Consider the following 15,067-nt stretch of genomic DNA (forward strand, 5'->3'; position numbering starts at 1 on the left):
GTCACCACGGCATGAACGGACCCGCCCAGCCGAGTAAGGGGTGGGTGATCCCGCCCTCCACGTCCTACGACATCACAAGATCCCCGACAGAGCCAGCGATTCCGCTCCCCCGGGCTTCACCCCCGGTGAGCTCTCAGCAAGGCATCGAGTGAGCGCACCGGTGACCGCGGGTGCATGGCAGACCGTGCCGCCAACGACTCCTCCCACTGCTCTGTCAGTTCGTCCATGAGCCGTTTCCTCATCCTCGCGGTGATGTGCGAGTAGCGCGCCTGTACCGAACCGTCCTGGTCCCCGAGTCGCTCATCCATGAGCTTGGGCGGGATTCCGAGTTCCTCCATGACCGTCTTGTGAGAGTGCCTTAAGACGCTTGAACACGTCTGCTAGCTGACGCCGGAAGATCACGGCGAGCGTGATCACTACGCCTGGCCACGCAAGCGCCTGAAGGTACTTGAGGACGAGTTCTGCTATCTGCACCCCCGCATCCTGTGTCCCGTGGCGAGCGACTGCCGGATGTTGAGTCGCAGTGTTACCAGCCTGTATCACTCACCGCCTGCTGCGCGCCGAGCCGGCGCCGCCAATCGTGCGCCCGTACCGGGAGGTCGATCGGGGGGCCTGGCCGCCAGCCGCGCCGCCGGGGAGTGGATCAAGAAAGCCGCGGGCATCGCCACCCACGGGAACCAACTCATACCAACGCCCTGGCCTGCGCAGGAGTCAAGTACACCTGGTCAGCGATCTTTCCGCACAGTATTCGGGACGAAGAGGGTCGTGGGTTCAAATCCCGCCACCCCGACAGCTGAAACATCAGAAAGACCCCCTGCACTCAGTGAGTGCAGGGGGTCTTTCTGATTCTGCGGGCACTCCTGGGAGAAATTTGGGAGAAGATCTTGGGATTCCTCTCGCAGGGGCTACTGATCGACCCGCACACCTACCAGTACCTCGGCGACCAATGGATCGTCGTCAAGGACTACAAGGAGACGTTCCCGGGCGCCGACGACACCCCCGACCGGCCCTGGAAGGCGGGCGACCTCTTCTTCCAGAACGCGCTCCTGGCCACGGGAGTCGTCGACCACAAGGGCGAACGCCCCGGACGTCCGGCGGGGGCGCCGAAGCTGTTCGCATGTACGGCGAGATGGCGCGCATGCTCGGCGGCATCATGGCTCCACCGCCGGCGGGCGCTCCTCTCGCGTGAACCTCGCGATGCCACGAGTAGCAGGTCAGAGGGCCCTTACCGGAGAGGTGGGGGCCCTCTGGCGTTGCTGGAGACTCGGCTCAGCGCAGCTGTCGGATCAGGCGCCTGGGGTCGGGCATCGGGCCTGCCTCAGCCGGCCCCCCATCCCTCACGCCTCCAGCCAGGCCCTCCGGTGGCGGGCGACGCTGTGGATCCGGGTGACTTGGGAGGGCGTCCAGACGCCGGTCAGGGGGGCCAGGGCGGAGACTTCGCGTTCTCGGTAGACCCTCACCCTGTGTTGAGTCGCTTCGACCTTCAGGTCGGTGACGCCGACGAAGACCAGCACCGGCTCGACGGGGACACCGAATCCGCAGAAGTGGCCGAGGACGCGTTGGACGCGCTCCGCTTCGGAGCGGCTCCTGCGGGCGTACGGCCGGGGGTCACCGTTGTCGACCTTCACGGCGTCGTCGCCGACCCAGACCGGCTTCCCCGGGTGGTTCTTGGTGTTGATGCTGAAGACCCCGCCGGGCCCGATCAGGAGGTGGTCGAGGTCCACGTCCCCCGGCAACGGGATGGAGTGCAGGACGTGCCATCCGTGGCGTCGCAGCCGGTCGAGTTCGGCGCCGACGCGGCGTTCGCCACCCGCGCCCTTGCGCCACGGGTCCCCGTCGGCCGGGTGCCCGAGTATTCGGGCCAGAGCCCGTGCCACGGGACCGGCCGAGGACTCGTCGAAACTCGGCCGAAGTGCCGTGCCGGGAGCGTTCTCCGCCAGGTCGTCGGGTGGGGTCAGGGGTGGGAGGAGGGGCGTCACGGGGTCGGGCGTCGTGGGGTGGGGCGTCGTGGGGTGGGGCGTCTGCGCCGCTGTCGGCGTTGCGTCCGGTGCCGGAGCGCTGCGCAGTCCGCCCTGGCGCCGGCGCATGTCCGGCGCCGCCCGACGGGACGTCGCCCCCTCCCGAGACGGTGCGCCCGCATGGGACGGTGCGACCGCGTGCCACGGTGCTCCCGTTGCCGGTGACTTCGGCGTCCCCGGTAAGTGCGGTGCGAGTACGGACGTCACCGGGTCCCCGTACTCCTGGAGCAGGACGGTGATCGTGCCCGTCGTGCAGTCGGCCCAGCCTGCCGCCGTGCCGTCGGGAAGATGGGCGTAGAGACGGTCGTGCCCGAACCGTTTCCATCGAACGACCGTGAGCTGAAGCATGGTTGCCCCCTCCGACCTCGTCGGTGCCGATGTCGACATGGCAGCAGCGCGAGGACCGGGCGCACAAGGGCGCGCTGGGGGCGGGCGGTTCCCCGACTGCGGAACGCGTCGTGCCGGCGGGACGAGAAGGTGCTGGGCAGAGGCCCCGTCGCACGATGGCGACCGGGCCCCTGCCGTGCCCCCTCAGGCGAACTGCCCCGGGCGGTAACTGCCCGCCGGCTGCTGGACCATGACGTTGCCCCGGTTGAAGGCGTTGATGAGGGAGATGACGCAGACCAGGGTGGCGAGTTGCTCCTCGTCGTAGTACTTGGCGGCGTTCGCCCAGCACTCGTCCGTGACGCCGCCCGCCGCGTCCGCGATGCGGGTGGCCTGTTCCGTCAACTCCAGGGCGGCGCGCTCGGCGTCGGTGAACACCGTGGCCTCCCGCCAGGCCGCGACCAGGTTGAGGCGCACCGACGTCTCCCCGGCGTGCTCGGCGTCCTTGGTGTGCATGTCGGTGCAGAAACCGCAGCCGTTGATCTGGCTGGCGCGGAGTTTCACCAGTTCCTGCGTCGCGGCCGGCACCGTCGAGTCCGCGAGCGCCTTCCCCGCCGCGGCGAGATGCTTTCCGAACTTCGCGGCGATCGGGCTGGCGAAGAGGTTCAGACGGGCTTCCATGGCTTCTCCTAGGTCACGTGTGCCGCACATGCGGTGGCTTGCCGTGGTGCTTCAACCCCTTGGACGGGACGGACCCCGTCCGTTGTGACATCGCCGTCCGTGACCCGCGTCTCGCCCCGGTGGACCACGCGGCGACGGCCGGGGCTCATCCGGCACTGGAACCGCCCGGGCCCGTGGGGCAGTCTTCTCTCCCGTGGTGAACCTTCCGTCTCAGAGCGCATCACCCGACGCGGCCGCTCACATGGTGGTGGCCGGCGACGACGCCCTGGCGCACCGGCTGGCCGCCGAGTTGCGCGGCGTCTACGGCGAACAGGTCACCCTCGTCGTACCGCCCGCGCAGCGGAGCGTGCGACCGCCGGTGGTCGGGCGGACACGGGCCACGGCCCTGTTCGACCGTGTCTCCGCAGCCGTCAACCGGGCCTCCGGGAACGGGAACAGCGGGAACGCCGGCGGGGACGGCACCGTCCCCGCCGGCGGGCGGGTCGGGGAGCCGCCCGGTTCCGAGCGCGTCGTGGAGGCCGCCGAGCTGACCGAGGAGGTGCTCGGCGACGCCGGGGTCGAGCGGGCCGCCGCGCTGGCGCTCGTGTACGACGACGACGAGACCAACATCCGTGCCGCTCTCACCGCCCGGCGGCTTAACCCGCGGATCCGGCTCGTCCTGCGGCTCTACAACCGGCGCCTCGGACAGCACATCGAAGCTCTCCTCGACCAGGCCTCCGCCCTCGCCGGCGCCCCGCTCCACGCCGGGACGCTCGGGTCCGGCACCTCGGGAGACCCCGCCGATCCCACCGCTCCCGGCCGTGACGTCTACGACGCGTCCACCACCGTCCTGTCCGACGCCGACACCGCCGCGCCCGCGCTGGCCGCCACCGCCGTGGCCGGTACCAGCAAGGTCGTCCAGACCGACGGGCTGATGCTCCGCGCGGTCGAACGGCCGCCTCCGGCCCCCGGCGAGGTCGCCGATCCCGGCCTGTGCACCCTCGCGTTGCTGTCCGCCACGGCCAACGACCCGGCGGGTGCGGACGGTTCGGAGGGCAGTGGCTCCCAGGGCCCCCAACTCCTGCCCGACGAAGGGGCGGTGGCCGGCGCCACCGGGCGCGGCACCGTCGTCCTGGAGAACGTCTCGTACGCCGGTCCCGAACTGTCCTCCGGGCGCGGCGTCGTCCCGTCCTTCGGTTCGCTGCTCTCGCGGCGGCTGCGCTGGTCGTTCGCCGGGCTCGTCGCCTGCGTGGTCGGGCTCGCCGTGGCGTCGATGCTGGTCACCGGGGAGAAACCGCTCCAGGCGACCTATCTGACACTGCTCGATCTGTTCGCCATCAACGACCCGGCCATAGGTCAGCCGCTGGGCCGCCAGATCCTCCAACTCTGTTCTGGCATGGTCGGGTTGCTGCTCCTGCCGGTGCTGCTGGCCGCCGTACTGGAGGCGCTCGGTACGTTCCGCAGCGGGTCCGCGTTGCGCAAGCCGCCGCGCGGTCTGTCCGGGCACGTGGTGCTGCTCGGCGTCGGCAAGATCGGTACCCGGGTGCTGGCCCGGCTGCGGGAGCTGCACATCCCCGTGGTGTGCGTCGAGGCCGATCCGGAGGCACGTGGGCTGGCGCTCGCCCGGCGCCTGCGCGTGCCGGTCGTGCTGGGCGACGTGACGCAGGAAGGTGTACTGGAGGCGGCCAAGATCCGCCGGGCCCACGCGCTGCTCGCGCTGACCAGCGCGGACACCACGAACCTGGAGGCCGTGCTGTACGCCCGCAGCGTGCAGCCCGATCTGCGCGTCGTCCTGCGGCTGTACGACGACGACTTCGCGACCGCCGTGTACCGCACCCTGCGGTCCGCGCATCCCGGCGCGCTCACCCGGAGCCGCAGCGTGTCCCACCTGGCCGCGCCGGCGTTCGCCGGGGCGATGATGGGGCGGCAGATCCTCGGGGCGATTCCGGTCGAGCGGCGGGTGCTGCTGTTCGCCGCGGTCGACGTGGGCGGCCATCCGCAGCTGGAGGGCCGCACGGTGGGTGAGGCGTTCCGGGCCGGGTCGTGGCGGGTGCTCGCCCTCGACACCGCGCCCCGGGGACAGCGCCGGGCGGCCTCGGCGGCTTCCTCCCGCGGACCCAGCCTGGTGTGGGACCTGCCCGCCACCTACGTCCTGAAGCCCGAGGACCGCGTGGTGCTCGCGGCGACCCGGCGCGGGCTCGCGGAACTGCTCGGACGGCGACCCCAGCGGCGGGCCGGGGTGTAGCCGAGCGGGCCGGGCGGAGGAGGCGGCTCCGCCGGGCCCTGCGGCGCGCGAGGGCGGGCCGGGAAGCAGGACCGCCTCCCCGGACACCGCCTCCCCGGGCACCGCCCCGCAAGGCGCGAACCGAGGCCGTAGGCCCGTAAGCGATAGCCGTAGCTGTCGCTTACGCCGTCGCCGTGCCCGTGGCTGTGGCTGTGGCTGTGGCTGTGGCTGTGGCTGTAACCCGGCCTACTTCCCCAAGTACCTCTCTGCGAAGTCCAGTTCCAGGCGGACCTGCTTGATGCGTTCGTCGACGACCAGGGAGCCGTGGCCCGCGTCGTAGCGGTAGACCTCGTGCGGCGCCTCGCGGGCGGCGAGGCGGGTGACGTAGTTGTCGATCTGGCGGATGGGGCAGCGAGGGTCGTTCACCCCGGCCGAGATGTAGACGGGAGCCTTCACCGCGTCGACGTAGGTGAGCGGGGAGGACGCCTCGAAGCGCTCGGGGACCTCTTCCGGTGTGCCGCCGAGCAGCGTGCGGTCCATCGCCTTCAGGGCCTCCATCTCGTCGTGGTACGCCGTGACGTAGTCGGCGACCGGCACGGCGGCGATGCCGAGCGTCCACGCGTCGGGCCGGGTACCGAGGCCGAGGAGGGTGAGGTAGCCGCCCCAGGACCCGCCGGTGAGGATCAGCCGCTCGGGGTCGGCCAGACCGGAGTCCACCGCCCAGGCGCGGACCGCCTCGATATCCTCCAGCTCGATGAGGCCGACGCGGTGCTTGAGCGCGTCCGTCCACGCACGGCCGTAGCCCGTGGAACCGCGGTAGTTGACCCGGACCACCGCGTACCCGTGGTCGACCCAGGCCGCCGGGCCCGCGGCGAACGAGTCGCTGTCGTGCCAGGTCGGGCCGCCGTGGATGTCGAACACGGTGGGGAGCGGACCGGTGGTGCCGGCCGGCTTCTGGATCAGGGCGTGGATACGGCCGCCGGGCCCCTCGACCCAGACGTCCTCCACGGGGACCGACCCCGGGGACTTCAGGCCGGGCGGGTCCAGGACGACCGCGCCTGTCGTGGAGCGGACCACCGACGGCTCGGCGGCGGAGGACCACAGGTACTCCACGGTGCCGTCCGGACGCGCCGTCGCTCCGGAGACGGTGCCCGGCGGGGTCGGGACCTCGGTCAGCTCGCCGGAGGCGAGGTCGTAGCGCCAGAGGTCGCTGCGGGCCTCGAAGCTGTGGGCCACGAGGAGGGCCGAGCCGTCCGGATACCACTCGGCGGCCACGTCACCCGGGAGGTCGAGCGCCAGGTCGGTCTGCTCGCCGGTCGACACGTCCCACACCAGGGGCTCCCAGCGGCCCCGCCGCTGATGCCCGATGAGCAGCCGGCTGTCCCCGTCCACCGGTGCGAAGCCCAGTACTTCGAGGCCCAGCTCGACGGTGCCGCCCTCGGTGTCGTCGAGCTCGGCGACCGCGGAACCGTCCGGGCGCAGCACCCGCAGCGCGGAGTGCATCGCGTCGCCGTGCTCGGTGTGCTCGATCGCGATGAGCGAGCCGTCGTGCGCGAGGTCGCCGACGCCGGCCGACTCGCGGTGCCGGTAGATCTCCACCGGGGACTCGCCTGCCCGCGCCAGGTGGATCGTCGAACCGTCGTCGTCCGTCGAGCGCCCGACCACGGCCGTCCGTCCGTCACGGCCGATGGCCAGACCCGCGGGGTACGAGGGGTCGAGGTCCGGGACGGCCGGTTCGTCGGTCTCGCCGTCGACCAGGGCGGCCTCGAAGGGGCGGCGGCGCCAGATGCCGAACTCGTCGCCGTCCTTGTCGTCGAACCACCAGATCCACGCGCCGTCGGGCGAGAGCACGCCGTCCGTCGTGCCGTTCGCCCGGTGGGTGACCTGGCGCTGCTCCCCCGTCGCACGGTCCCACGCGTACAGCTCGTACGTCCCTGTCGCGTTCGAGACGAACAGGGAGCGGTGCGGGGCGTCCTCCGCCCAGTCCGGCAGCGACACCCGGGGTGCCCGGAAGCGCTTCTCCCAGTCGGGCATGTCTGCCTGCTGCTGCTCGATGGACCTGCTGCTCTCAGTCATGGCCCCATAGTGCCTGGCCCGGGCCGGGGCGTGCCGACGGGATCCCCAGCCTGTGGAAAACTCCCCCGGCCCCGAGCGTCACGCCGCCCGGCGACGGACCCGAGCGCACCCGACCGACACTCCGTCGGCGCAGGTCAGGTCTTGTGTCAGTGGCGGGCTGCAGACTTCTCGCATGACCGATCTGCGCACCACCGTCGAGAGCTACTGGGCCGCCGCCGACGCCCGGGACTGGGATGCCTTCGCGGGCCTGCTCGCCGAGGACGTCGTCTACACCCTGCCGCAGACGCGGGAGCGCATCAGCGGCAGAGAGCGGTATGTCGCGTTCAACCGTGAGTACCCGGGCGACTGGCGCGCGCGGATCGAGCGGATCGTGGCCGAGCCCGGTCACGCCGTCTCGTGGATCCTTCTCACCGAGGGCCTGGAGGAGATGCACGCGATCACGTTCTTCACGGCAGGCGAGGACGGCAGGATCACCAGCGTCACGGACTTCTGGCCCGAGCCGTACGAGCCGCCGGCGGGCCGGGAGCGGCTCGTGGAGCGCTACTGAGCGGGCCCCACGGCCGAGCCGCGCGGGGCGGCACCGTACCGTGGACGATGTGTACCGGTTCCTGCTGACGCCCCGCTGGTGGGGGATCAACGTCTTCGTGCTGTTGGCCATCCCCTTCTGCATCTTCATGGGGTCATGGCAGTTGGGGCGCTTCGAGGACCGGGTGCAGGACCACCGGACGGCGGACAAGGCGGCCTCGGCGGCCAAGACGGACCCCGCCAGGCCACTGGCCGGCATGCTGCCCGTGACCACGCAGACGTCCGGCAAGCAGACCATCGCGACGGGCCGGTACGGCGAGCAACTCCTCGTGCCCGACCGCGAACTGGACGGCAGGCAGGGCTTCTACGTCCTGACGCTGCTGCGCGTCGACGGCGGCAAGGCGCTGCCCGTGGTCCGGGGCTGGCTGCCCGGTGCCGCCGACCCGGCGAAGTCCCCGGCCGCCCCCGGCGGCGAGGTCACCGTCACGGGCGCGCTGCAGGCCTCCGAGAGCCCCGGGTCGAACGGTGTCAGCACGGCCGGCGGACTTCCCTCGGGGCAGACCGCCGCGATCAGCGCCGCGTCCCTGGTGAACCTGGTGCCGTACACCCCGTACGACGCGTGGATCACCCTCGACAAGGCCGACGCCGGCATGAAGGCCGTGCCGCCGGCCGCCCCGCAGAACACGGGGCTCGACCTCAAGGCGTTCCAGAACCTCGGATACACCGGCGAGTGGTTCGTCTTCGCTGGCTTCGTCGTCTTCATGTGGTTCCGGCTGCTGCGCCGCGAGGTGGAGTTCGCCCGCGACGCCGAGCTGGGCCTGTTCCCGGACGCCGGCCCTGAAGAGGGCACCCGTTCCGGATCCGCGTCCGCCCCCGGGACGGGCGACGGCGCCACCAAGGACGACGGCGACGCGGCCGAAGCCGAGCCGGCACCCTCCACCACCGCCTAGCGAGCACGAAGGCCCACCGGCCGTCCCGCCCGCCGGCGAGCACACCGTCCGTCAGCGTCATCAGGCCCAGCAGGACGCTGAGCCCGCCGCCGCGGCGGCCGGTGAACGCGAAGGCCCTTCGCGCATCCGCCGCTGGGCGAGCGCGAAGGGCCGTCTGTGTCGTCCGTGCCGCCGATGGCGGCGACCGGTCAGGCGGACGCCAGGATTCCGGTGTGGATGACCGTGCCGGCGCAGGCGTTGGCCACGTTCACCGAGGCTCCCGCGCCCCCCGTGGCCGCCGTGCTGGACACGAGGACACTGCCGTCCTGCACACCGTCCTCGACGTAGAGCTGCGGCGCGGCACCGGCCCCCTCCGACGACGTGCCGCCGGTGTCGGTGGCGCCCTCGGTGGGCGTCGGGTCCGGAGACGGCGGAATGGTCGGGCACGTCTCCGAGGGCACCCAGGCGAACTTCACCACGTACGACCCACCCGGCTGCAGGACCAGGGAGGTCACCTCCGCCGAGGGGTCGGGCAGCCCGCCGGCCGCGTCGCCCGTGACATGCGTCGCCACGCCGATCTTGCCCTGCTCCGCCGCGCCCTGGGCGGTGGCGTTGAAGCTGCCCGCGCCGGTGACGGTGCAGGCGGTGGTGGAGACGTTCGAGACGGTGAAGGAGCCGTAGACGGCGCCCGTGGAGTCCGGGCCCGCGGCGGTGCCGGTGGCTCCGCCGAGCTGCTCCGTCGTGCACGCGGCCGCGCTCAGGGCCGACGCCGACGGGTCGGCACCACCCGTGGCGGCACCGCTGCCCGCGCCCTTGTCCTTGCCCGGCTTCTCGGTCCGGCCGCCGGTGTCCTTGCCCTTGGACGTGCCGCCCGAGCCGCCGGCCTGCTTCCCGTCGCCGGTGCCCGTGCCCTTGTCCTGGTTCGCGCCGCCCTGGGCGGCGGAGCTGTTGGCCGCGTTGGACGGGTTGACGTTCGACCCGGAGGAGTTGGAGACGTGCACCGCCGCCGGGATCGCCGTGCCCATGAAGAGCGCGGCGGCCGCCATACCCACCACGGCCTGGCGCTTGCGGGCCCGCCGGGCCGGTACGGCACGCCGCAGGTGGGCCAGGGTGCCGTCGGTGGGTTCGATCGTGTCGACGGCCTGGTGCAGCAGTCGGCGCAGCGCCAGCTCGTCCGAGCCGAACCCCTCGGCTCCCGGTCCGTCCTGCCCGTGCGGGTCGGGCTGTTCGTCTGGGCCGTGGTTCACAGTTCCGTTCCCAGCGTGCGATTGCTTGTGCTCAGGTTCCGGGCGCCCCGGGTCGCCGGGACGCCACCGATCGTCGGACGCGCTCATGCCGACGCCTCCATGGCGACGCGGAGCGCGGCGATCCCGCGCGAGCCGTACGCCTTGACCGAGCCCAGGGAGATGCCGAGCGTCTCGGCGACCTGGGCTTCCGTCATGTCCGCGAAGTAGCGCAGGACGAGGACCTCGCGCTGGCGGCGCTGGAGTCCCTTCATCGCCTTGATCAGCGCGTCGCGCTCCAACTGGTCGTAGGCGCCTTCCTCGGCGCTCGCCATGTCGGGCATCGGCTTCGAGAGGAGCTTGAGGCCGAGGATGCGACGGCGCAGGGCCGAGCGCGAAAGGTTGACGACGGTCTGCCTCAGGTAGGCGAGCGTCTTCTCCGGGTCCCGCACGCGCTTGCGCGCCGAGTGCACCCGGATGAAGGCCTCCTGGACGACGTCCTCGCAGGAGGCGGTGTCGTCCAGCAGGAGTGCCGCCAGACCGAGGAGCGAGCGGTAGTGCGCCCGGTACGTCTCGGTGAGATGGTCGACGGTCGTGCCCGCCGCCGCGATGTCCTCGGCGCCGTCACGCTGGTCCGGAATGCGGGTAGGCCGCGTCGCAGGCATGGGCGCGATCACCGGCATGCCGCCGGGCGCGCCGGGGCTGCGGAGTCGGCGGGGTGGACGCAGGGCGGTGCCCCTCGTCTGTACCGCGGTGAATTCGAGTACCTCTGCCACGCCAGTTGGACACACGTCCCCCCGGGAGGGTTGTACGCGACAGGCGTCACATTCGCGCGGGACGCCACATTCGTCTGAACACCACCCTCCGGTACGCCCGTTGGACCGCCCGCCGGAACGCCGTACGGCGCGCGCGACGATGCACTAGATGCCCTCATGCGTACCAGCTCTTCCCCTGTGCCCCATGTGTCTGCTGCCCCGTCGCCCCTGAACGGCGACCGCAAAGACGCTCCCCGCCCTCCGCGCGGTTGCGGAGAGCGGGGAGGGAAATCTTCGGACGCCGACCCGGGTCGGTTCAAGAGGTCCGGACCATTAAATTGATCACTGAACCAACACAGATCCTACAAAGGTCTCCCCGAACGGCCACCAAGATTCCGGCTGGTGGACGCCGGGAGCGCAGAACCTGCGGAACGACCGGGGTCCGGACCTCCGCGGGCTACGCGCCGACGATCTCCGCCGCCACCAGCTCCGCGATCTGAGCGGTGTTCAACGCAGCACCCTTGCGCAGGTTGTCGCCGCACACAAACAGTTCGAGGGCAGTCGAATCGTCCAGGGCCCGGCGGACCCGCCCGACCCACGTCGGGTCGGTGCCCACCACGTCGGCGGGAGTGGGGAACTCACCGGCGGCGGGGTTGTCGAACAGCACGACACCGGGCGCGGTGGCCAGGATCTCCCGTGCCTTGTCGACGGTGACCTCGCCCTCGAAGCGGGCGTGCACGGTCAGGGAGTGCGTGGTGACGACCGGGACGCGCACGCAGGTCACCGCGACCTTCAGCTGCGGCAGCGCGAGGATCTTGCGCGTCTCGTTGCGGACCTTCATCTCCTCCGAGGACCAGCCGTCCTCGGCGAGCGACCCGGCCCACGGCACCACGTTCAGCGCGACCGGCTCCGGGAAGGGGCCCGTGTTGTCGCCGACGGCCCGGCGTACGTCGCCGGGGCTGGTGCCCAGTTCCGTGCCGGCGACCAGGGACATCTGCTGGCGCAGGGTGTCGATGCCCGCGCGGCCGGCGCCGCTGACCGCCTGGTACGAGGAGACGACGAGTTCGCGCAGCCCGAACTCGGCGTGCAGGGCGCCGAGCGCCACGATCATCGAGAGGGTGGTGCAGTTCGGGTTCGCGACGATCCCGCGGGGGCGCACGCGCGCGGCGTGCGGATTCACCTCGGGGACGACGAGGGGCACTTCCGGGTCCATCCGGAAGGCGCCCGAGTTGTCGACGACGACCGCGCCCTTGGCGGCGGCGATCGGCGCCCACTGGGCGGCCACCTCGTCCGGGACGTCGAACATGGCGACGTCGACCCCGTCGAAGGACTCCTCCGACAGGGCCACCACCTCGACCTCCTCGCCGCGCACGGCCAGCTTGCGGCCGGCGGAGCGCGGCGAGGCGATCAGACGGATCTCGCCCCAGATGTCCGCGTGCTGGGACAGGATCTGGAGCATGACCGAGCCGACGGCTCCGGTCGCACCCACGACCGCGAGCGTCGGTCGTCCGGTCATCGCCCGGTGCCTCCGTAGACGACGGCCTCGTCGCTGTCGGAGTCGAGTCCGAAGGCGCTGTGCACGGCGCGGACGGCTTCGTTGACGTCGTCGGCGCGGGTGACCACCGAGATGCGGATCTCGGAGGTCGAGATCAGCTCGATGTTGACGCCGGCGTCGGTGAGGGCCTCGAAGAAGCCCGCCGTGACGCCCGGGTTCGTCTTCATGCCGGCGCCGACGAGGGAGATCTTGCCGATCTGGTCGTCGTAGCGCAGCGACTCGAAGCCGATCACGGCCTTCGCCTTCTCCAGGGCGTCGATGGCCTTGCGGCCCTCGGTCTTGGGGAGGGTGAAGGAGATGTCCGTCAGGCCCGTGGTGGCCGCCGACACGTTCTGCACGATCATGTCGATGTTGATCTCGGCGTTGGCGATGGCGCGGAAGATCGCGGCGGCCTCGCCCGGCTTGTCCGGGACGCCGACGACCGTGACCTTGGCCTCGGAGGTGTCGTGAGCGACACCGGAGATGATGGCCTGCTCCACCTTCTGGTCCCCTTGCTGGTTCTGTGCGCTGCTGACCCAGGTGCCCTGGAGCCCGCTGAAGGACGAGCGCACGTGGATCGGGATGTTGTAGCGGCGGGCGTACTCCACACAGCGGTGGAGGAGCACCTTGGAGCCGGAGGCGGCGAGCTCCAGCATGTCCTCGAAGGCGATCCGGTCGATCTTCTTCGCCTTCTTCACCACGCGCGGGTCGGCGGTGAACACGCCGTCCACGTCGGTGTAGATCTCGCACACCTCGGCGTCGAGCGCCGCGGCCAGCGCGACGGCCGTGGTGTCGGACCCGCCGCGGCCCAGCGTGGTGATGTCCTTCTTGTCCTGCGAGACGCCCTGGAACCCGGCGACGATGGCGATGTTGCCCTCGTCGAGCGCCGTACGGATACGGCCGGGGGTGACGTCGATGATCCGGGCTTTGTTGTGGACCGAGTCGGTGATGACGCCTGCCTGGCTCCCGGTGAAGCTCTGGGCGCTGTGGCCCAGGTTCTTGATCGCCATCGCCAGCAGCGCCATGGAGATCCGCTCGCCGGCGGTCAGCAGCATGTCGAACTCTCGTCCGCTGGGCATCGGAGATACCTGCTCGGCGAGATCGATCAGCTCGTCCGTCGTGTCGCCCATCGCGGAAACGACCACGACCACCTGGTGGCCGTTCTTCTTCGCTTCCACGATTCGCTTGGCGACGCGCTTGATGCCCTCGGCATCGGCTACGGAGGAACCTCCGTACTTCTGCACGACAAGGCCCACGTGCGCTCCTCGCTCAATCCGTCTCTGCACCGCACAACTGCGGTCGGCTCAGTCTAACGAGCGGCCGGATTTCCCTTCCGAGGTATCGCATCGTGAGATGTCCCGCTCACGACGTGATCACTCGGGATGTCAGGTCAGCAAGGGACATCCGGCCGCTCCGAGACGGCACCTGCCCGTCCTTCGGCCCGGCCACTCCGAAAGTGCCCGGTGTCACATCCCGCGGCACCGGGTGCGGGCGGACGAGCGGGCTACGTGACGGTGCGCAGGCCGAGCGGGCCGGCGATCTCCTGGGCCATCACCTGACCCGCCTCCTCCGCGAGGGCGTCCTCGCCGAGGTCCTGGTCGGTGTCGAGACCGTTCAGGTCGTCGAGGGGCTGGTTCAGACGGACGTGCGCCACCAGCGACTGGAGGGCGCGCAGGGCCCCGGAGGCGGTGGAGCCCCAGTTCGAGAAGTAGGAGAACTGCCACCACCACATGGCTTCCGTGGTGCGGCCGGCCCGGTAGTGGGCCATGCCGTGGCGCAGGTCGGCGATGACGTCGGCGAGGTCGTCGGAGATACGGCAGGCGACCGGCGCCTTACGGGGCTCGTAGGGGTCGAAGACCTCGGAGTAGACGTCGATCGGCTCGAGCATCACCGCGAGCCGCTCGCGCAGGATGTCGACGTCCGCCTCGGGACCCAGGTCGGGCTCGTAGCGCTCGTCGGGGACGATGTCCTCGTGCGCGCCGAGACGGCCGCCCGCGAGGAGGAGCTGGGACACCTCCAGGAGGAGGAAGGGCACGGCCGAATCCGGCTCGTCGCCCTTGGCCACCTCGGTGACGGCGACCAGGAAGCTCTCCACCTGGTCCGCGATCTGGACCGAGAAGTCGTCGGGGTCGGGGCTCGTCGCATGCAGCGTGGCGTCAGACATCTAGGAGTCGTCTCCCCTCGAAGGCACGGCCGAGCGTGACCTCGTCCGCGTATTCCAGGTCGCCGCCCACCGGGAGGCCGCTGGCCAGGCGGGTGACCTTGAGGCCCATGGGCTTGATCATGCGGGCGAGGTACGTGGCCGTGGCCTCGCCCTCCAGGTTCGGGTCCGTCGCCAGGATCAGCTCCGTGACCGTGCCGTCGGCGAGACGGGCCAGGAGTTCCCTTATCCGCAGGTCGTCCGGACCGACGCCCTCGATCGGGCTGATCGCGCCGCCGAGGACGTGGTACTTGCCCCGGAACTCACGTGTCCGCTCGACCGCGACGACGTCCTTCGGCTCCTCCACCACACAGATCACCGTGAGGTCGCGGCGCGGGTCGCGGCAGATGTTGCACAGCTCCTCCTGCGCGACGTTGCCGCAGGTCGCGCAGAAGCGGACCTTCGCCTTGACCTCCATGAGGCACTGCGCGAGCCGACGGACGTCCGTCGGCTCGGCCTGGAGGATGTGGAAGGCGATCCGCTGCGCGCTCTTGGGACCGACGCCGGGGAGCCGCCCCAGTTCGTCGATGAGGTCCTGGACCACGCCTTCGTACAACGGACTGCCTTTCCGAGTGCTTCGGTACCGCCTGGTTCCGTCT

The 15,067-nt window shown here is 71.2% G+C and carries 12 protein-coding genes; 3 read left to right on the forward strand and 9 right to left on the reverse strand.

The annotated features are described in order from the left end of the window. Window positions 1-1,337: 1,337 nt before the first annotated feature. Window positions 1,338-2,366, reverse strand: a complete 1,029-nt coding sequence (locus AB0C62_RS00690) for an NERD domain-containing protein (protein WP_362968915.1) — start codon at window positions 2,364-2,366, stop codon at window positions 1,338-1,340. Between the two features lie 183 nt (window positions 2,367-2,549). After that, window positions 2,550-3,023: a carboxymuconolactone decarboxylase family protein gene (locus AB0C62_RS00695; protein WP_362968916.1), complete on the reverse strand. Its 474-nt coding sequence runs from the start codon at window positions 3,021-3,023 to the stop codon at window positions 2,550-2,552. Window positions 3,024-3,264: 241 nt separating this feature from the next. Here AB0C62_RS00695 and AB0C62_RS00700 point away from each other — a divergent pair, with 241 nt between their 5' ends. Then, on the forward strand, window positions 3,265-5,247 hold the full coding sequence (locus tag AB0C62_RS00700) for an NAD-binding protein (protein ID WP_362969109.1): 1,983 nt from the start codon (window positions 3,265-3,267) through the stop codon (window positions 5,245-5,247). A gap of 225 nt (window positions 5,248-5,472) precedes the next feature. Here the strand turns inward: AB0C62_RS00700 and AB0C62_RS00705 are convergent, their stop codons facing one another. Next, window positions 5,473-7,302 carry a prolyl oligopeptidase family serine peptidase gene (locus AB0C62_RS00705; RefSeq protein WP_362968917.1) on the reverse strand — a complete coding sequence of 610 codons (1,830 nt, stop codon included), beginning with the start codon at window positions 7,300-7,302 and terminating at the stop codon, window positions 5,473-5,475. Window positions 7,303-7,474: 172 nt separating this feature from the next. On the opposite strand from AB0C62_RS00705, the gene AB0C62_RS00710 reads away from it, so the two are divergent. Together AB0C62_RS00710 and AB0C62_RS00715 are read left to right on the forward strand one after the other, a co-directional pair. After that, window positions 7,475-7,849, forward strand: coding sequence for a nuclear transport factor 2 family protein (locus tag AB0C62_RS00710; RefSeq protein ID WP_362968919.1), 375 nt, complete (start codon window positions 7,475-7,477; stop codon window positions 7,847-7,849). Window positions 7,850-7,898: 49 nt separating this feature from the next. Next, entirely contained in the window at window positions 7,899-8,777 is an 879-nt protein-coding gene (locus AB0C62_RS00715) for an SURF1 family protein (RefSeq protein ID WP_362968920.1), read from the forward strand. A gap of 188 nt (window positions 8,778-8,965) precedes the next feature. Here AB0C62_RS00715 and AB0C62_RS00720 read toward each other — a convergent pair whose 3' ends face one another. The 6 genes from AB0C62_RS00720 to recR form a co-directional block, all read right to left on the reverse strand. Then, window positions 8,966-10,003: a hypothetical protein gene (locus tag AB0C62_RS00720; RefSeq protein ID WP_362968921.1), complete on the reverse strand. Its 1,038-nt coding sequence runs from the start codon at window positions 10,001-10,003 to the stop codon at window positions 8,966-8,968. A gap of 83 nt (window positions 10,004-10,086) precedes the next feature. Then, window positions 10,087-10,755, reverse strand: coding sequence for a SigE family RNA polymerase sigma factor (locus tag AB0C62_RS00725; protein WP_362968923.1), 669 nt, complete (start codon window positions 10,753-10,755; stop codon window positions 10,087-10,089). Between the two features lie 436 nt (window positions 10,756-11,191). Continuing rightward, complete coding sequence (locus AB0C62_RS00730; RefSeq protein ID WP_362968924.1) at window positions 11,192-12,250, reverse strand: aspartate-semialdehyde dehydrogenase; 1,059 nt, start codon at window positions 12,248-12,250, stop codon at window positions 11,192-11,194. After that, on the reverse strand, window positions 12,247-13,524 hold the full coding sequence (locus AB0C62_RS00735) for an aspartate kinase (protein ID WP_362968926.1): 1,278 nt from the start codon (window positions 13,522-13,524) through the stop codon (window positions 12,247-12,249). Before AB0C62_RS00735 ends, AB0C62_RS00730 begins: the two co-directional genes overlap by 4 nt. A gap of 248 nt (window positions 13,525-13,772) precedes the next feature. After that, window positions 13,773-14,432, reverse strand: a complete 660-nt coding sequence (locus AB0C62_RS00740) for a DUF5063 domain-containing protein (RefSeq protein WP_362968927.1) — start codon at window positions 14,430-14,432, stop codon at window positions 13,773-13,775. Then, on the reverse strand, window positions 14,425-15,024 hold the full coding sequence (gene recR, locus AB0C62_RS00745; protein WP_266400725.1) for a recombination mediator RecR: 600 nt from the start codon (window positions 15,022-15,024) through the stop codon (window positions 14,425-14,427). Before recR ends, AB0C62_RS00740 begins: the two co-directional genes overlap by 8 nt. Window positions 15,025-15,067 lie beyond the last annotated feature (43 nt).

It is taken from the genome of Streptomyces sp. NPDC048643 (assembly GCF_040650615.1).
Taxonomy (GTDB): domain Bacteria; phylum Actinomycetota; class Actinomycetes; order Streptomycetales; family Streptomycetaceae; genus Streptomyces.

What these genes read in the sequence shown, in the direction of transcription:
- AB0C62_RS00690 (WP_362968915.1), bottom strand. Translation starts at nt 2,366, where the DNA reads ATGCTTCAGCTCACGGTCGTTCGATGGAAACGGTTCGGGCACGACCGT.
- AB0C62_RS00695 (WP_362968916.1), bottom strand. Translation starts at nt 3,023, where the DNA reads ATGGAAGCCCGTCTGAACCTCTTCGCCAGCCCGATCGCCGCGAAGTTC.
- AB0C62_RS00700 (WP_362969109.1), top strand. Translation starts at nt 3,265, where the DNA reads ATGGTGGTGGCCGGCGACGACGCCCTGGCGCACCGGCTGGCCGCCGAG.
- AB0C62_RS00705 (WP_362968917.1), bottom strand. Translation starts at nt 7,302, where the DNA reads ATGACTGAGAGCAGCAGGTCCATCGAGCAGCAGCAGGCAGACATGCCC.
- AB0C62_RS00710 (WP_362968919.1), top strand. Translation starts at nt 7,475, where the DNA reads ATGACCGATCTGCGCACCACCGTCGAGAGCTACTGGGCCGCCGCCGAC.
- AB0C62_RS00730 (WP_362968924.1), bottom strand. Translation starts at nt 12,250, where the DNA reads ATGACCGGACGACCGACGCTCGCGGTCGTGGGTGCGACCGGAGCCGTC.
- AB0C62_RS00740 (WP_362968927.1), bottom strand. Translation starts at nt 14,432, where the DNA reads ATGTCTGACGCCACGCTGCATGCGACGAGCCCCGACCCCGACGACTTC.